This window comes from Chitinophaga sp. GbtcB8, from assembly GCF_019091455.1.
In the GTDB taxonomy this organism is placed as follows: domain Bacteria; phylum Bacteroidota; class Bacteroidia; order Chitinophagales; family Chitinophagaceae; genus Chitinophaga.
This window is the reverse complement of record NZ_JAGXJN010000039.1, coordinates 58,966-78,420: the sequence shown is the minus strand read 5'-3', so window position 1 is coordinate 78,420 and position 19,455 is coordinate 58,966. Positions and strand designations below refer to the sequence as shown.

The 19,455-nt window shown below is 45.3% G+C and carries 4 protein-coding genes; all 4 read right to left on the bottom strand.

The features are described from left to right. Nucleotides 1–778: 778 nt before the first annotated feature. On the bottom strand, nucleotides 779–9,571 hold the full coding sequence (locus KVT36_RS26250; RefSeq protein WP_217606417.1) for an RHS repeat-associated core domain-containing protein: 8,793 nt from the start codon (nucleotides 9,569–9,571) through the stop codon (nucleotides 779–781). A 5-nt stretch (nucleotides 9,572–9,576) separates the two neighbouring features. Beyond that, the gene (locus KVT36_RS26245; protein ID WP_217606416.1) at nucleotides 9,577–10,320 is read right to left on the bottom strand and encodes a hypothetical protein; all 744 of its coding nucleotides are present in this window, start codon (nucleotides 10,318–10,320) and stop codon (nucleotides 9,577–9,579) included. Nucleotides 10,321–10,322: 2 nt separating this feature from the next. Beyond that, entirely contained in the window at nucleotides 10,323–12,569 is a 2,247-nt protein-coding gene (locus KVT36_RS26240) for a hypothetical protein (RefSeq protein ID WP_217606415.1), read from the bottom strand. A gap of 231 nt (nucleotides 12,570–12,800) precedes the next feature. Beyond that, nucleotides 12,801–19,445 carry a DUF5977 domain-containing protein gene (locus KVT36_RS26235; RefSeq protein ID WP_217606414.1) on the bottom strand — a complete coding sequence of 2,215 codons (6,645 nt, stop codon included), beginning with the start codon at nucleotides 19,443–19,445 and terminating at the stop codon, nucleotides 12,801–12,803. Nucleotides 19,446–19,455 lie beyond the last annotated feature (10 nt).

Genomic DNA, 19,455 nt, shown 5'->3' with positions numbered 1-19,455 from the left:
ACAATTATCTATTATATTTAGTGATCGATTAAAACTGAATCTTTAAACCCGTTGACACACTTTATGTAATACTACCAAGCATTTGTTGATAACATTCTCCAAGGACAGTTAAATTCTCTGCCTACGACGGTCAATATTATTACAAAAAGTATGTTATAAAGTTAGTTAACTCTAATCTGATATACTTTTTGTCGCGGTAATTTAAACAAAGTATTTTAACCGTTAAGTTACAATATGCCCAATATTATTCTATAGGATTGTCCGGAAGAAATTCAGGAAAACTTATATAGAAATCCCTTTTTCTCCTCTACCCATTTATCAAGTTTAAAATTTTCAACATCTTTCATGAATCTTGGGATCGAGAGTAACAGGGTGATCTATATCTCCAATGGGATATTGCACTTCGCGGTATCTCCTTGATTTTTAGCCCCTCCTATCTATAGTATTTTACTTAATTAAAAATCTTCTATATAATAGCATGACCTCGGTTATTAATGTCAAACCTACCACAAAGATTGAAATAGCCATCTCAGTTAAAAGTATTGTCATAATCAACAAGATGATTGGAACATAAAAAGTGACCTTCTTATTATATTTAAAAACTTTAAGCAAGAGAAAAGTAACGATTAAAAATCCGAAATAGTAAAAACCTGCACCCATAACAAGAAACACCAGTAATTCAGCACTCTCCACGGGAGCGATAAACGAATAAAACAACCACCCCCAAAAGCAAGTTAGAAACAATACCATAAGTACAAATAATATATTCTTCATAAATCTATTTTTCTATTTTGAACTCTGTCCCCAAGTACACTTTCTTAGTAACACCAAAATTTTTCTGCGTTTCATATATATCCTTCGTTGTATACTTGATGCCTTTTTGGTTCAGGTAATCCTTAGTATTCTTTATATATTCAGCATTACCGCCTGGCAGTAAGGTTTGATTATTATGGACTATAAATTTATTCTCGCCTTTGGCCACAGCCACTTCATAATTTATAATTCCAATTAACGACACTTTATGCTTCTCTGCATATTTTCCAAGCTCAATCAATTTATTCCTAACCTCATCCAATTTTCCAGCGTCACTTTTCCCAAATTTCGTTGCTAAAACTGCCGTCATATTTAATACATAGCTTTCATAAACCCCGTCTGTCATTCTATTATAAATCATGTCAGGGTCACTACCATCTGCAACAGCATGATCCCAGGTCCATATTTTATTTCCATACAGAATTCCTGCTTTATTATCCCCTAAACGTCTGTGAGCATATGTATCACCCAATTTATGCAACAATCTACCAAATTCCTCCATATCACCTAAGTCTTGTTCCATAAGGGCTCGAGTTGCAAGGACTGATTTCCAAGGGCCTAACCCATGGTTCAATGAGTGAGTATTTTGCTGTACGAAGGGTAATGCCCATGTATATCTTTCCTCTGCTTTGTTTCCTTGTATCTTTGTATCTGGATATTCAGTATAATATGCTATTCTTTCTGCGTTAGCAATTCCCAACATCACTCCTGCAAGATAAACAGACCAGTAGTGACCATCCGTTTGCCAATTACCATCAGGATCAAACATTGTAATAGGACTATTAGATACAAAAATATATGGAGATTGCCACGGAGCGATAGCCACATCACGGGATAACCATCTTCCTATCCTCGAATCATATATCCTAGCGCCAAAATCAATTTCATTCCCCTCTCCCTTCACCTCATTATCATTCTCCTTCCCATTAAACCCAAACCTATACCCACTTGTCACCACACTACTTCCATCGCCCGTGCCACTACTACCCCCACCGTCATAGCTATCACCTGCAATCGTAGCATTAAACACATCATTGACTCCACTGTTAAACCCTTCCGTGAAATTAATACTCTGAGAAGCAGTATACTCACCTGGCTGGTTCCCCGCACGGCTGCCAAGCGTCAAATATTCAGGCACCGTATAGCCGTTCACTACACTGCTACCGGTTGACCAGCCTCCTGCAATATGATGCCCATTACGGCCAGGCATCAGCATACCAAAGGGATAATAATCCTGTGCAGAGGTGATCTTTGCCTCATAGTGATCTATAACCGTCCCATCTAATGATACAGGCTTTTTCTCATCCGACACCGTGGCCAGCACATTACCTAAATGGTTACTTAATTCAAAGAGCTTGTTACCACGGGTAAAAATAATATTTTTTCCTTCACCTAATCCTGGCATATTCGTGGTAACGGGTGCCGGTCTATTTTCAACATTGGTAGCTAAGGTGCTCATACCCAGCCTACTGCTGCCATACAGCTCTGTTTCCGTTTGGGTAAGGTCCCCATTATTTACTGTGCCATCCTTGCTGGTGTACACGCTCATGATGTTACCGGTAGCATCCCGTACATACCAGGTTTGCTGGCCTTTCACATCCTTGCTGATACGGTTACCGGCTGCATCGTATGTATAGGCAATATCTACGCCGTTCCGCTTGCTGATCTTCTGTATTTTCCCATATACTGTCCAATCTATATTATCGATGCCTGCCTTATCATCATGTATTAGATTTCCGATGGGATCGTACTGATAGTTTTCATCTCCCTGACTCTTAATATCATTGCCATAGTCATCATCAGCTGCTGCATCACTTACGGATGATAGCTTATTGGTACCGGCAATATAGTTGTAAGTAAGGTTATCCATCTGGATGGACTTACCGGCAAACAGCGGGCTGCCGTTACGCAGATAGCTCAGTATATTACCATTAGCATCATAGTTTACGTTTTCTTTAAAGTCATCCAGCAAGGTGGGTATCCATGTATTAGCTGTTGTGTTCAGGTTGTGCAATGCATTCATGCCTTTCAACCTGTTCAGCACATCGTAATTATAGGCGTATAACAATGGTTCTCCCAGTGAAGGAATGTTCACGCTCATAGCGCCTATGTTCCCATTGAACAGGGGCTTAAAGTTAGCGCCGGCATCTGCTGCTTCTGCAAAAGGTTTTACTCCTTGTTTAACAGGCGTATAGTCGCCATTGCCATAATAGTGCAGGGCAAAGCCAAAGGCATCTTTTGCTACAATACTGCCCGTAGCGCCGTCGCCTCCCATATCAAAACCAGGCGTCATGGCAGTGCTGTTCACTCCTTTCAACCATCCCTGCAGCGTATAGGCGTAGTCCACGCCCTGCACCTGCTGCTGGCCTAACACCATCCTGGCCAATGGACCATGTTTATAATACTGGTAAAAGGCATCATTTTCCCAATAGATACCATCCCGGCTGGTGGCTACATTCGTAAGGCGGTTTTCTGCATCGTACGTGTAACGATGATAGAAAGCGTCTATTTCGCCCGGCTGGTAAGCGACTTCATTCACCTTTCCGCTGATAAGATCATAACGGTATACCATTTTTTTCCAGCGGTTATTGGTAGCCTGCATAATGCCATGCTTGTAATCCTGCACCAGCGTGTCTACATTCCCGTGAATATCATAGCTGTAAAAGGTTGCAGTTTCATATTCCCCCTGCGCCATTTCAGCGGCGGTATTGTAAAGGGCTGTCCAGGATACGCGGTTACGCAGGTTGGCGGCAGTAAGCTCATGCTGACTTTCATCTCCTTCCAGCGGCGTGTAAGGCTGGTCGTATGTAGTGCGGGTGATCTGTGTTTTGGTATAGGCCATATTGTTTAACCAGTTAGATAAGCTGGCATCATTACGGCTGATATAATCATCCATTGCTCCGTAGCCAATGGTTTGTCCCACTTCCGTGATCCGCCCCAGCGGATCATATAGTGTATAGCTATATGCATTAGTAAGCGCCTGCTTTGCATTCTGGGAGATGGCCAGCCTGCCAAGGCGGTCGTACCAGAAATAGCTTTCACCTGCATCCGGCGTATGTTGGGCTACCACCTGGTTCAATGCATTGTAGTGGTATTCTGTAGCCATATTGTGATCAGGCGTTTTCTGCTGCCTGGCAGCGCGGGCTGCCCTTACCTGGTTCAGCCAGGTTTCACTGCGGTCTACTACCGCACCCGCCGGCGGTATGGTTTTAACCAGGTTACCTGCCTGGTCATAGTAATATAAAGTATAGTGATACTCACTGGTATGATAGGTAACAGTAAAGTTTTCAAGATCTGCTGCTTTCAATGCGGTGTTAATATAATCCCTGTCAAAAGTGCCAAGTACAGAGTCTTTATAGGCTTTATATAATTCCGTAGCAGTACTGATCACAAAGAAATCATTGTCTGCACAGCTGTTATCCATCTCAACGGATGGGAATACAGGCTCTGAGCCACCACATAACAATGGACCATTATTAACCGTATAACAGCTGTCGGCGCTCGGACAAGATATAACGGCCTCGGATATACCTGCTATGCCGGGTACAACACTCACAAACCTATTGGCATTAGACAGGCTTTCCAATTTGGAAAACTCAACGCTTTTATCTACAACCGGGGTGTTGGTATAAGTTAAATTCATTGCTTCATCCGAACAGCCTGTTTCACCGGATGCATTTGCCAGCAGGAAAAATCCCTGATCACTATGCCTGCCCACTGCCGCTATGGTGCCGTCAGGGTTCTGTATAACTGAGTTTAAAACCTCACTGCCGGTCAGTGGGATACGATTGGACCAGGCCAAACCCGTATTATCCGGATTTATCTTTTGCAGGTATACATCCTGGGGATTGCTTTTCCCGGGAGGCGCTACAATAACACTATTATCCGGTGAATAAAACGCATGGATGCCGGTATACCAGTCACTTGGAGGTGCTGATAGAGTTTTAGCAGATATTATATTACCGTTGTTATCCAGGTCTAATATATCACCCCTGCTATTATTATCTTGCCACTGCTCTGAATTAAGCAGGTTTATTTTATAGCCCTGCAGAGTTTTATTAATACCATACACCCAGTTGGTTCTCTCATCCAGGTCATAAGCACGATAGGATGTTACGGCGCCGTCACCTTTCCTGATCTTCATCAGAACAGCATCATAGTAAGTTGCTCCCGAAAAGTAAGCCGATCCTGCTGCTACCAGCTGGTTACCTTCTTCCAGCAAATATATTGTTGGGTTAGAAGAAGAAGTACCTATATGTTTTACCCAAAGCAAGCTGCCCTGGCTGTTTAAAGTACCCACTATCCAGTCGGCCGATCCCGGTGCAAAATCATAAATACCCGCAAAAGCGTAACCGCCATCGCTGGTGGTAATAATGTCCATTCCCTGCTCGCCCGATGTTGTGTTATAACCAATGGACTGGCTCCATTGAACGTTCCCTGCAGCATCTGTTTTGACAATGAATATTTCCAGGCTGTCGTTATGGAAAGATCTTGTGTTCCCCAGCGCAACGTACCCTCCATCCGGAGTGCGTTTTATTTTACCAAATTCGTCATCCTCCGCCCCGCCATATGTTTTGGCCCATTGATATGCGCCGTGAATATCTGTTTTAATAATATAGGCGTCTTTTTTACCATTGCCGCTACCGGTTGTGGAACCGGCCATTATATAACCATTATCGGCGGTCTTTTGGATGCTGTTCAATACATCTGTTGAAAAAGATACCATTGGCGAAACTGCTTCGGACCTTGCAAAGCTGGTTTGTCCGCCGCCGGTATTAAATGCCGAATAAGTGCGCATTTGCTGTCCTGGTATGCATACTAATGTGTCACGCGATACCGTATGGGTACAGCTATCTATGAACTTGAGGTACTCCCAGGCCTGCTTGGCAAAACCCAGGTGATTATTCATGTAATTAGCGAATAGCTGGTTCTTCTGCGGCTGATCTTCACCGTCATCTGACACAGTGGGCAATGCATTGGGGTACATTGTTTTGTACTGTGTAAACAGGCTATCCACTACCTCACAGTTAACACAGGCCGGCGCTACATTACACTGCATCCAAACAGGGATATTCAGCGGTGAAGAAAAGTATTTGCAGGTAAAATCTGTTCCACTGCAGGCATCCATCAGCTTTTGCAGATCGGCCGTTGAAATATGTATCTGGCGTGTTCGCAGCAAATAGGCGGGCATATCCGCATCAAACGGCCTCCGGTTGCTCTCATAATCGCGCTGCAGCTCCTGCAGCTTTGCACATTCACAGTCTGCCGGTTTAGTGTAGCTTACTTTATTGGCATAGGCAGGCTGCCGGTCGTAGGGTTTGGGCACTGTGATCAGCTGCGCGTTACAGATCAATGGATCCACGGGGTGCTGGTCGTTGTAGTCCTTCAGCACTTGCTCAAAGCTTCTATCAGCATTGGTGCTGGAGGGCTTTACAGTACTGGCGCCAAAAGGATGGTCTGCATCCCCTCCTTCTTTACAAACCTGCACCAGCCTGGCCTTTATTTCGTCCCAGACAGCTGTACCATATTGGCAAGGAGCCAGCTGCTGCAACCAATATTCCGTATAAGCATTGCAGTTATCCGCTATCGCCTGCTGCAGGGCTGCACTTGCCGCGGTACGGCCGGCATTTTCATCCGTATTATTAACATCCATATAAGGCAGCTGCTGCTGGCTTATTGCGTCTGTTGCAATATTAAAATGGGATTGCTTACCGGCGGGGGCTGATTGGGGGCAAACGCTATTTACCTTACTAATGAGCATATCATGCTTTATCTGTAGGTATATGCTGCGGAAGGTCCGCCAGGCCATATCCAGATCGCCGGGGCATAAGGCGCTTTCATCAAAAGCAGGCCGCGCATTCTTATAAGTGATCCAGCACCCGTTATCGCTTTCATTGCATTTGATGCTTGCAACAGCTACGCTCCAAAGGTTAAAAGCACCATCTGGGCTAACCTGGCAGTTCAGCATTTTATTTTCCAGCTCACTTTGCAGATCAGGCCATTGCTGCAACAATGCATCTTTTCCAACAGCAGGGTAATCCGCAAACGGGGCGCTGGCGCTTCCTGTAGGGTTCAGATAACCTGCTGCCTTTGCTTCAGTATAAGTATCAACCGATTCAAATACCCTGTCCCAACTGTAGCTGCCGGCATATTTTTCCAATTCCAGCAGCTTGCAGTATTCCGGATGGAACGGCAGCAAAGTAGCCGCCCAGGATGACTTGAACTTTTCTGCAAACTGCTTAGGGCTTAGTTTCTGCGGCGCTATATAGGCATTCACCCGGTCATCATATACCTGCTCAGGGTTACCGGCTTCATCGCGATACACCAATGTTTCATCCTGGTAAGCAGGCGGCTGAGCATCCCCGCTACTGTAAAACACGGAATACGGATCCTCCACATCAACATTGGCATACTGGCCCGAAGGCGGGCTCACATCCATCAGCATGGCCTGGCGGATATCATCTGTTTCGGACGATTTACCGCACAAGGCATCGCAGGATCCCATTGCGCTCTGATAAGCAGCCTGCACGTCTTTTTCATAGTCAGCCGGCGCTCCTTCCGGTTTAACGCTGTTCACGTATTTCTGGCGGAAGTCGTCAAGTGTACCCAGCTGGCTTAAACAGGCCGCGCAGTTGGGCACACATTCCAGGTTGCTCACCAATGAACGCTGCTGATCGATAAAATCGTCCAGCGTTTTACACAGGTTGGCCGGCGTAAATACATTATCCCGGTAATAGTCCAATCCTTCCTGGCTTATAATAAGCCGCTTGGTAATTTCATAGCTGCCTTCTTTAAGACGTACAGTAAACGGAACATTAAACGCCTGCCCGGGCTGTCCGCAAACAGACGGATCTATAGCGCCAACCGTATAGTTCATCACCAGCTTTTCAAACGGTTTCCTATCCGGAAGCCGCTGGTTATAACTATCATCCGTGATGGTTACCTGCAGCTCATACAGGCCATTATAACATACATCGTTTCCATTGCAATCTTTCTTTGTTAATACCGGCGGTGTTAGCGTGTAGTTAAAATCATAATTGTCCTCCATTGTTACCACCTGCGACTGGCGGCTTTCCATTACCAGGTCTTTTACCACATTTTTGCCCGGGCCGGAAAGTATATCTGTATTGCTAAATACAGCATAAGAAGGCAATGGCGCCATATCTGCATTAGATGGTAAACCGGCTAATGCAGTGGCAATGGTACGGCCATGCATATCCACATAACTTACTGAATACTGGCCATTGGCATCCTTTACCGTGTTTTTAAAATAGTGGCTTTTATCGCCTGCTTCCGTACCGAACATAGCGTCCAGGTCATTATCGCCAGGCGCTCCATAATAATATTTGGTTTCATGATCGCTGCCCAGTTTATACACCGGACCTAATCCCCCTTGCCGGCTAATGCGGCCGGTGTTATCCTGGGTATAGGATGTTTCAGTAAAGGCATGTTGCTGTGCATCAGGTATAAAGCGGCTTATACCCGTATTTTTGTCAGGATCGGGATTATTGGGAGAATAATAGGTGCCTGCCCCTCCTCCCATTTCTGCTGCGCTGGCGTCCAGAAATTCCGAAGGATCATTTATATGGTCGTATTTATCCTTGTCATATTCTGCACCGTTTATATCGGTATTAAAGTTCTGGCTGTACTTAATAATATTACTCAGCGTTGGCGCCGGCATTACCTGTATAACCGGCCGGCCCTGGTAATCATAGTAAGATTCTCCTACCAGCGTTGTATTGGTGCTATTGTCTTTGGTAACTGTTTGACGGCTTCTGAGGCTGCCGTCAAAGTACTGCACTACCACCTTACGCTTACCCTCTTCGGCATAGCTGATATCCGACTGCCAGTTCAGATGCCGTTGATGTCCCATGAAGTTAAAGCTTCCAAGGCCGCCCGTGAAGTCAGAGCTCCAGGCTGTTTCCAGCCGGCTGTTATTTTCCTTATCCTGCACAGCTCTTACCCGGTAAAACAGTACGCCACCGTTATCATAGATCAGCGGTACTGCGTAGCTGTTAGCTGCTACCGTAACACGGCTGGCATTATTCTCAAACAACAGCCGGGGATCGGGCGGTGTACCATAACGCCCCAATGCAGAGGAATCGATATAAGCCCATTCAAGATCGTACTCATCGGCTCCTATAGCAGCAGGCCAGCTGACATTAATTTCATCCGTTCCATCCGTGTTCTCCGGGTTTACCGTGGTGAAACTTTTAATCGCATCGTCCACACAAGACAGTTTGTACACAGGGTGGGCCTGCATTTCATTTTCCAGCATCAATGCGGGCAACAGACCAGCCACAGAAGCGGTAACGCTTAACACCTTTACACTCACCTGGTGCGCATTACTGAAAACAAAGCTATTGCGGGCCATAAAAGCATGGGCTGTATCATAGCTGATCTCCAGGGATTTGTCTATAGAGTCAATTATAAGGCCGGGGGTGGTATAAATAATACGCACATTAGCCGTGGCAGTAAACTGCGCAGGCAAATATAAGGGCGCGTATTCGTTGATCTTAAAGGTGACCACGTTAGTAACCTGGTAAGGCGTATCCAGCTTGCTTTGCAGGGTAGCGCTGAAATAAGCGCTGTCCTGTATGGCGGTCATGGAGTCTTTAGCCAATTGTCCCTTGCTGCCATCCAGCACTTTTTTAAATGTTATACCTGTACCTGTTTGTGCATGGGAGCTGCCTGCAAGTGTAACAAGCAGGGCAGTTAAAAGCCACAGGCCGATCCGGTTGTGCAATAAACGCATCATATCTTTCATAGATTGGGAGATCCAATAAATATTTTATACTCTTTATAAGCGGGGGTAACTTTTAGCTCGTTGCCCTCCCTGCTGAAGAACTGCTTTTCATCAAAACGCCGCTCATCTTCCGGCAGCTGCTTATAGTTGTTCATAACAGCCTGCACAATGGCATATTCATCATACTCCGATCCCGGTGCAGTGTCCGGTGCATCCATTAACAGGGCTGTTTTTACTATATACCGCATGGAAAGCAAACGTTGTGAAAGTGTATCCAGCGTAAGCTCTATATGTTTATAGGGCGCACCTTCCTTCAAACTGATCTGCACCAGCTTTTGGCTCCCACTATGCGTGATCTCACAGCGGCTAACGCCTGCCCTCTCCAATGACCCTCTCATTGGTAGCAAAGGATTGGCCTGGCTTCCGGAAGAACCGGAGCTTGCCACATACATCAGCATATCTTCCTTAAACAGCACAACCGTATAATGCTTATTATGAATTGTTTCCGTATTACCTATTGTATAGCGGTAATACTTCCCGGACAACTCCATTTTACCGTTTAGCGAATCCAATATTTTCCCGGGCGTATGTTCGTTGCTATAAGTATAATATATATTGAATGACTGCGGGCGGGCGTTATAAAATGCCTGCACCTCATTCATCACCTGCATTACCTTTTCCACATCCTGCCCGGATTGTGCTGCTGCCGGCCTGCTTATGGCCATTAGTAAGGCTGTTATTAACGGTATATACTTATTCATGATCACTGGTCTTCTTTTAACAATGCGGTTCTTGTTTCCTTAATGGTTTTAATACCTCTTTCTGTTTCTTTTTTCAGGCGGATAAGTGTGCCGTCATCATCATACTCATAGAAAGTGGCATAGTTATTTTCATCCAGTTCTGCCATAAGCCGCAGGGTTACCGGGTTATATACAAATGACTTCATATTGGCGTTAAAGGGATGTACTCTTATATCATCAAAATATGCAATGGCGCTGCCTGTTGACTGCAGGTTAACGGATATGCGGGTGGCGCCTGCGGGAACATCCACCACCTGTTCTATCCGCTGCCAGCCTTCAATAATATTCCCAGCCGGTTTTGCTATAACAGTCGCATTACCGGCCGCCTGTTCCACTACAATCCCTATCTGGCTATTTGCATAGCTCTGGCAATGGCAGTCCCGGGCTTCTTTTACCCAGGCGCTTACCAGCACCTGCTTACCGGATAATGGTGAGAATACCGGCAACAGGGCGTCTGCCGTAGCCCTTACGCTTTTCAGCACGACCTTACCATCTCCGCAATCACTATTATCTCTATTAAATGAAAGTCCGAACGTGTTATTATCTTCTGTTACCAAGGGAGCGCTAACGCCGATTGAAGTGCCGGCAGCCACACGCAGGCTATATTTGCCGGTATGTTTCTCAAGCGTATCCAGGTCGTCCCTGTACGTTGAAAAATCAAAGTTCCTGCCACTGGCGCAAGCGTTATCACAAATAACCGGTTCAAAGAAATAATCCTCAAACCCATCAAAGGCACTTTCACGATAACGGCTGTTCTGTACTACTGCTACTGGCAACGTATAATCATATCCATACAGGCCGGTATTATAGCGGCCCAGCGGATCTTTGTTCTCCAGCTCAAAACCTTTCCTGTTAAACAGGGTGCTTTCTGAATTCCATACCCACTTTAATTCATCATACTGCGGCTGCATTAATTGATTGTTCTGCATATTCCAGAATGGTGTAAATAAGGGAAACTGCCCATCTTGCCGTATATTGGTTTTGGTTTGGAAAGGCGGTGCAGAACGGGTATTGTAGTAAGTATAAGCCCTGTAAGGCCGCCAGTTGCCTGCCAGGCTATATACATAAGGATTTACGCTTACATCTGTAACAGCGCTATAACAGATACCGGAGGTAACCGTGGTGCAGGTGTAACAGGAGTCTACCTGAAGCTGGGCAGTGGTAGCCCCCTCCTCCACAGGAACTACATAGGTTACATCCAATGCAGGCCGTTTAGCAGGATCTGGATACAGCTGTGAGCAAAAAGTTCCATAGGCTGCCGGATTACCGGAAGCAATACGGGACGTTATAGAAAAGCCCCTGTTTTCATTTTGTTTCCAAAAATTAACTTGATCCAGTGCATTAAACGTAATGTCCTGAAAATGCGAAGTAATATCCAAACGAAAATTGTCAAAACTAAGCCATGTTCGCGTCAAGGTATCTCCTGACGTTGTTGTATTATGCCATTGCCATCCAGGTACAACCAGGCATGCTGAAAAAAATCCGGCTTCAGCAGAAGTAGTATGTGCATTTGGATATACAGGCGGCATAAACCCAGCGGGGTGTGCATACAACTTAAGCGTTGCTGCTTGTATAACTGCATCCGGCGGTATATTTTCAACACCTCCGAACCTGAAATTTGTAAATACCGTGTAGCTCTCCTTACTACCCACAGGGGCTGTGTTCTTAGTAAATTCATAGGCGCCTACTATTTTTTGGGTAAGCGTGTCTTTTACTAAATTCTGGTAGCCATTTTGCGTAGTTACATTACCGGTAGTATAAAAAGGATCGGTAAAAACATGTTCAGATTGGCTAACATTATAAAGCGTCATTGCTTCTGTTACCTGAAATGTTTTATTTATAACATTGCCACCCTGATACGTGACCTTGCCATCGCCGGTACACTCATTTGAAACTAATCCCCAAAAGCTTACAGGGCTGCTGCTTAAAGACTTCAATGAAACCATACAATCCCCTATCCTTGCTTTATAAACGGTGCTTACCGCATCAGTAGTTAAGGCAAAAAAAGGTTTATTGATGTTATCACTTAGCACATTACATATTCTATAGTCCACTGTATACCCGGCATCATTGGCATCCTGTACCAGGGTAGAAACCAGTATATTATCCGTAGCGGGTATAAACAACCGGTGGGAAGCTATCAGGTAATCGAATAGGGGTTTCAGGCAGGTACAGGTGCAGGACGTTTCCGCAGCCGTAGCTGTTGCCATTTTTAACCTTTTAGCAGTTGCTGTTTTCGGCGCGATAGCGTTACTCTTCCTGGTTATTATAGAGTCGTATTTTATTAACCTTTCCGTCCCATCCGGCATTTGCAGTAACCTCCAAACAGTCACTTTTTGCGCCGTAGCCATGCCTGAGAACAGGCACACCAGCAGCGTAATCACTATTAATATTTTATTTATTACTGACATCATTATATATTCCGTTTACTGTAAGTAATGTTATTGCGCCGAAGCCATTTCCACCACAATTGTGTGGGAGGTAGTCCAGGTAGCTGATCCTCCGCTGCTAATAGCCTGCTCATCTGCATTCACCGTAACCTTCATGCCATTCATGTCGTTTGAGGTGATCTGCACGGTATAGCCACCCTCAGGCAGGTTCAGATTTTGCGCTAATTCAACGGTATCAAAATAATCTTCATTGAACACTTCCTCCTGGGTAACCGCATTCTTTACAACAATGCCAAACCTTCCCCCAGGCCCGCTTGCACCTGGCTTAACACGTATATTAAGAGAACCCGGTAATACACAGATACCATTATTTCCCGTATTGGCATAGTCCTGCCCATTAGCATTAATATTTGCAATGGCCTGGTTATTAGCAGCCTGCTGGCTTTCATAGGAGGAATAAATATGCGCAGGCACTGTATATTTCACCAGGGATCCCTCATGTGCTGCATCGCAACCCTGTTTAGAAAATTTTTGGAATTGCTCGCTGTTCCAGTACTGCGTACGCTGCGTTGTAGACACAATGATCTCTGATGGATTCCTCAATACAAATTCCTGCAACACATCCGGAGGACAGAATTTTTCCTCGCTTCCTACAATTACATATATGCCTTCCGTTCTCTTAGTATACACACCCACTCCATAATTCTCATTCACCTGCGTATCAAAGTGGATACAGTAAGGAATGGGATTTTCAACAGGACCTAACGGAGGTTCTGTGGTATAAATAATAGGGCTATTTGTCAGATCGCTTGTTACATTTACCTGAAATTTTCCAATCGCATCCGGCACATCCGCCTCTGTTCTGCCCCTTACTGTTATACGGCATGGCGGGCCGCTGCAAACGCCATTCGCGTTGGCATACGCCTGTCCGTTTTCATCTATATCTGCCTGCGCCAGCGCGTCTGCATCTTCCTGGTTGATCGTAGAAGTATAGGTTCCGGCAGGCACCGTATAGGTTACTACGGATCCTGTACCGCTGGTACATTCCTTTATAAAGTCATGCTTAAGTTCCTGGTTGCTGTAAGTGCGAATAATACAATCCTCAATATTATAGGCGGTGGGAATGCAGTCTGTTACCGTGCCGGCCTTTTTGTGGTCTGCCGCTTTCCAAAACTGCTTAAATTCTGTGGCGCTGGCGCCTATGATCTTTGCATTTATGTCTATTACTAAACTGCCGTCCACAACCGGGTTTTCAAGCATGCTTACCTCTCCTACAGCAGTGTTTATATTCCTGCGGCCGGAACGTATAATTTTCAATAAAATATCATTCCCGCTGAATGGCGTACCATCTGCATCTACAAAATAAATATTTGGCGTACCGCCAGCCATAGCATTGGCATCTACCGTCCATATTTTTCCGGCACTGGGAAAGGTAGCCGGCTGCGGATCGCAATCCGATCCATAGGTCTTCGGGTGCGACCATATGAGCAGCTCATCGCCGCCGGTAAAATAGCTGGCTTCCGTACCAGCCAGCAATCCCTGGGTTATTCTTCCCTCTTTCATATAAACATGATCCAGGGTAAAGCCTATATTCTTATAAGCGCCGCCCATACCGTCGTATGCCCAGGCAGTAGGGTAGGTAAAATGATAAACAGGATCGTTAAACTCATTTTGTGTGCTGGTTAACACCGGCTCCCCGGTTTCACTGTCATATAACAGGTTGGCGGTACTTACACGGCTACCCTTATCCACCGCCCGTACGCTGTCAATTATGCCATGGCGGCTAATTACCTTGGTAAGGGCCACGGACCTGAATTTGTTCTCATCCCGCTGTGCCAGGTTAAACAGGGACGGTATGATCCATGGTATTATACCTGCGGCAAACATTTCAGTATTCAGGTTCACGTTATATGCGTTGGTAACAGAGCGTTGCTCCCGCATATCCATCATTACTTCCACGTCTTTCCCAATTGAAGCACTGGCATCAATCACACCCTGCGGAGTAATAGCTGATACTGTATTATTCAGATGTTTGAACTCCTGGTTCAGGTTATCTACATGATAGAAATTTTCGGTATAGGCTATATAATGATCCGGGTCTGATTCTGCATAGGTTGCTTTTGAACGGAGCTTGCCATGCATATCATTCAGCTCTACCTTAAAGCCCTGGCTTATTGCCAGGAAGTGTTTTGCATTGATGCGGAGGAAATTCGCCAGCGCAGGCTTATACTTTTTCTTTCCGTCGGCAAGCTCCGTTCTGTCGGTAAGCGTAGGGAAATCGTAGCTGGTAAAGAAGGTGGTTTCCTCATAACCATTGGCAGAGCGGGTGTTCTTTGAGTGGATGGACCGTACCATTACCTTGCTGTAACCAACTACCGGCGACGGGAAAAAGGATTCTCCCAGCGGCTCTTCCGTATAACCTATGCTTACCGGCGCAAGGGCGGCTACCTGCTCTTTATATTGTATAGGCACACGCCAAGGGTTTTCCTCTCCGCCCAGCATAGGCTCGTAGGATGCTACACCGGAGCTGATAAGCTCCAGCTTACCATTTATCCGTTTGGTAGTAGTATACTGGTATTCTTCACCATACTGTGCTTCCTTTTGCTTTGTCATAGCATTCCAGTGGTCATAAGTAACTATTCTTTTTACCCTTAACCCGCCGCCGTATTTTTTAAAGAAAGGATTGTTCAGCCGTATGTAAGTGCGGTTCAGATCTACTTCTTTCGCCCAATCCTTTTTCCGTGCATTTTCATCAAAGGAGGTGAACATGCTCTTTACATTATCTGCCATGCCTACAACCACTTTTACTACAGATCCTACATCAGCATCGCTGCCAACATCTGAGCCTGGGTAAGCCTTTGACGGCAGGTTAAGGCGCAGGAACTGGATAGCGGCTTTGGCCAGTGAGCTATATGATCCGCCTTCTTCCCCGTTATTATCAATGGGTTTCATTTTTACCCAAATGGTATTATCATTAATAAAGCCATAACCGCCGTCTGAGTAATCCAGCGTAGCGTAACAGGACACATATTCACTTCCGGACCCCCATTTATCCGATGGCATTTTTACAAAAAGCTTAAAGTAAGTGGTGCCCAGGCCCCTGAGGTAGCGCTCAAACACCTCCGGCTTACTGTTCACTTTTTCAGGCACATTAATACCTACATATAAATTGTCTGTGGTATAGTAGATATTTTGTTTGCTGTACAGCTTATTGGTAAGATCGCTTAGCAATTCAGGTTCCGACGCTGAAAACCCGGCTACCTTATATAGCTGCGCAGCCTGTTTATTTTGCACGTATGCATAATCGTCGCCTTCATAGGTGATCTTCATACGCGCTCCTGAAGGTTGTACAATAGAATCAAGCGTCCAGGCGGCGGCATTTTCAGCGGCAATAGTGCTATCCTGCAAAGCATAGGGATATTCCGCATTTGTGATCACATTATTGGCTGCGGAGCCGGGATTCTGCAAGGGATCCTTATAGTTACCCCAGCGGTCATATGACTTGGCATTATAACGCGGGTTGTTAGTATTATAGGAGAATATATAAGGGTTACGCCTTCCTTTATTGTTGCCATTATAGGTAAACCATATACTATCCAAAGTAAGCTTGCCGTTATCATTCACTTGTCCGTTCTCATCCAGTACACCTGTATTAATACCTTTACATAAGCTATAGCTGTAGCTGAAATGCACTGTTTTTACCGGTGTTGCACTTGTTCCATGTTTCTTAAAATCAGCCTTTGTAAACAGGTTGATCTCCTCCAGCTTTTTAGCGGGACCTTTTTGTTTTTTGCCGTCCCGGTCAATTTCGTAGAGGTCTTCCCGGTCGCTGACGGTAAAGGTGGCGATCATGTTCTTGGACTCTATGGTATTAAGATACCATAGCTCCTTTTCGCCATATACATAGTTGCCTTTATCATCGCGGTTGTCGGTCTTTAGCCCTTCGTTATATCCTGCCTTATCACTATAAGGTGTTCTCCATTTATATGGATTAAGGATGCCTGCCATCTTTGTGTAATTGAATTTTACGGCATCACCCGGGTCGTCATCTGAAATACCATTGCCGGTAAGATCCACATAATCAGGTGAAAGGATACCTGTTAACAGGAAAGAATGCGCATAGGCGGGCATATCTTCACGGCTGAAATAATTATCATTACCTTTTTTATTCTCCGTTGAATCATCGGTACCGGGAACATATGTTACCAGGCCTTCTGCGGCATTACCATCTGATGCGTTAACAGAAAAAGTAGCTTCCTGCTGTTTAAGATTATATACCGGCAGCCCGTATACGTATCTTCTGCCATCGGGGTTTAAAACATCTATTTCAGAGAGATGATTTTCTTTACGGAACGTGTTTACGCGTTTTTCCTTTAATATGGCGCCGCCGTTAACCTCAAATACGTCCTTTGTTTGCGGCGGATAAAGGAATTTAGTGGGAATGATCTCCCTGGGATGACCAAGATACTCCCAGTACAGCTTCATAGCCCCTTTCTTTCTGAACTGGAAGTAATCTACCCTTATGTCGTAAAACTCGCCGGCTACAAGATTTAGATCCACTTTACCCATGCTTGATTCACCTTCTCCCTGTATGCCCCATCTATTAATCAGAAAGTTACCATTGATGTAAACCGCAGCGCCATCGTCGCTACCGGTAGATATGATATAGTGGCCGGTAACATCTGCTTTCAAGCGCCCTTTCCAGCTTATGGAAAACTCATCCTTCATGGCATCTACAACATAATCGGGCAACTCATTGGTCATTGCCTCTACTTTGGCAAAGTTGATCTGCGGATCCAGTCTTGAGTATAACCAGTGATTAACATCTGTTCCCTGGTGATAATCTCCTATCAGACCGGTACCATCCCCTGTTGTTTCATCCGGGAAGTTATTATCACAGTTTTCAAGCTGAAAGGTATTGAGCTTGTAGTTTTCTATATACTTTGTAAGACCTACGGTGCTGGCCTCCTTTGCAGTGAGATAAGATATTACCTGGGTTCTTTTATCCCGCGATGCTTTATATGCCTGTTCTTTCCGCAGCTGGATGTTATCTATATAGCTCTTATTACGATAGCGTTTCAGCACATTAGTTGTGCTAAGCGTGCTGCTGCTGTTACCTGGCTGAAACAGGTCAACGGTTACCGCATCGTCCCCGCCTACTGCGTCATAAAAAGTTTTGGTATTCACTACTTTTTCTGCAGGATTACGGAAATAAGCTGCCTCAAAGAGCTTATCTGATCTCCGGAAACCAATAGTAGCTGCCAGTGGATTTTCCTCTATCCAGGGTCCGCTTTGCGTATTGGCGCTTACGAAATTCAGGTCAACACCGCCATGTACTATTTGAGGCCCCGCACCAAGATCAAGGCTTACCCGGTCGGATGCATCTTTTGTACGCATATGATGATCGTACACATAACCAATATCACCGCGGTAGGCTCTGAACATACCGTCGGTGCCCTCCCCTGTCATGGAAAACACGTCATAGGTATAAGCAGGTATACCGATATTTTTGGTTTGCGGTTTTTCCCGGTAGGGAATATCCTTTTCCCGGTTATAGTCCAGCAATGCCCCGGGATCTGTAGCACCATTCTGATAATTCAGATAACCGTAGGCTGGTATAGACCGATGCTGGTCTTCGGGTGCAATATATTGTTTGGATTGATAGCCGCTGACAGACAAGCTGGGATGTACCACGCTAAACTCCGTACCCAGCACAAAAGAAGCGGAAAAATTCTCACTTGTATAAGGCAGGTTGATAGCTGGCATATATGAAGGATATGCAAATGAGAGCAGCGTTCCGGAATAGCTACCACCATAGGTGCTCAGGTATTGGGAAAGCTGCAATGCCTTCATGCCTGTTCTTGTATTATAGGCCGTGCTGACAGATGTACTGCCACTAAAACCTATTGCATCTGCCTGCTCCTGACTTGTTTTAAGAGCTAATGAAGGCGACAGCGTAATACCTTCCTGTGAATTATTGGTAAGAGATAAACCAGCTGTTAACACACCCTTACTACCAGCAGCAACGTTAATGGTAGGGTTTATGCCTACTTCAAGCCCCCAGCCCCGGTAGGTATTGGTAAAAATCCCAAGGCTGCCGCTTAAGCCTATCGGAAAACCTACTACCTCTGCTCCCAAACCTAATGTTGCACCGGTTGTTTTATTCTCCTTTATGGAAGCTGTTTTAGCAATAGAATCCGTACCATTAAAATCATCCGGTATGCCACGCATATTACGGGTAATGGCGCCGGGGTTTATGTTCCATCCCAGCCCCACCCAGCTGGCTTCCTGGTCCATGGTAATACCACTGTTATAACCAATTGCAATAGGATAGCCGCCTACATCCATTAAGGGAATGGTGTAGGAGAAATCACCCGTAAACAGATCTACCATATTGGCATTGTTCACCGGGTGAAAAGCGCGGCTTTCAGGTTGGCCCGGACCACCGATATTACCGGCAGCTATTGCTTTCACTTTATTTCCTTTTGCGCTGCTCTCCGGCAAAACATTCTTTATTCTGTTTATATGCACTGCAGGCTTTACAGCAGTATTGGAATTAGCTACCGGGTAAATGCGGTTACCGGTGCTCACTATTGCTCCCCTTGCATAATGCGGCAGTACGGTTTCCATATAAAGCATCATCAGCCATATTATAGCAATCACTTTCCTGCCTTTTGCAACTCGTGCCAGTATCATGTAAAATATA

Coding starts and splice junctions, on each gene's coding strand:
- KVT36_RS26245 (WP_217606416.1), bottom strand. CDS start 10,320: ATGAATAAGTATATACCGTTAATAACAGCCTTACTAATGGCCATAAGC.
- KVT36_RS26235 (WP_217606414.1), bottom strand. CDS start 19,445: ATGATACTGGCACGAGTTGCAAAAGGCAGGAAAGTGATTGCTATAATA.
- KVT36_RS26250 (WP_217606417.1), bottom strand. CDS start 9,571: ATGATGCGTTTATTGCACAACCGGATCGGCCTGTGGCTTTTAACTGCC.
- KVT36_RS26240 (WP_217606415.1), bottom strand. CDS start 12,569: ATGGCAACAGCTACGGCTGCGGAAACGTCCTGCACCTGTACCTGCCTG.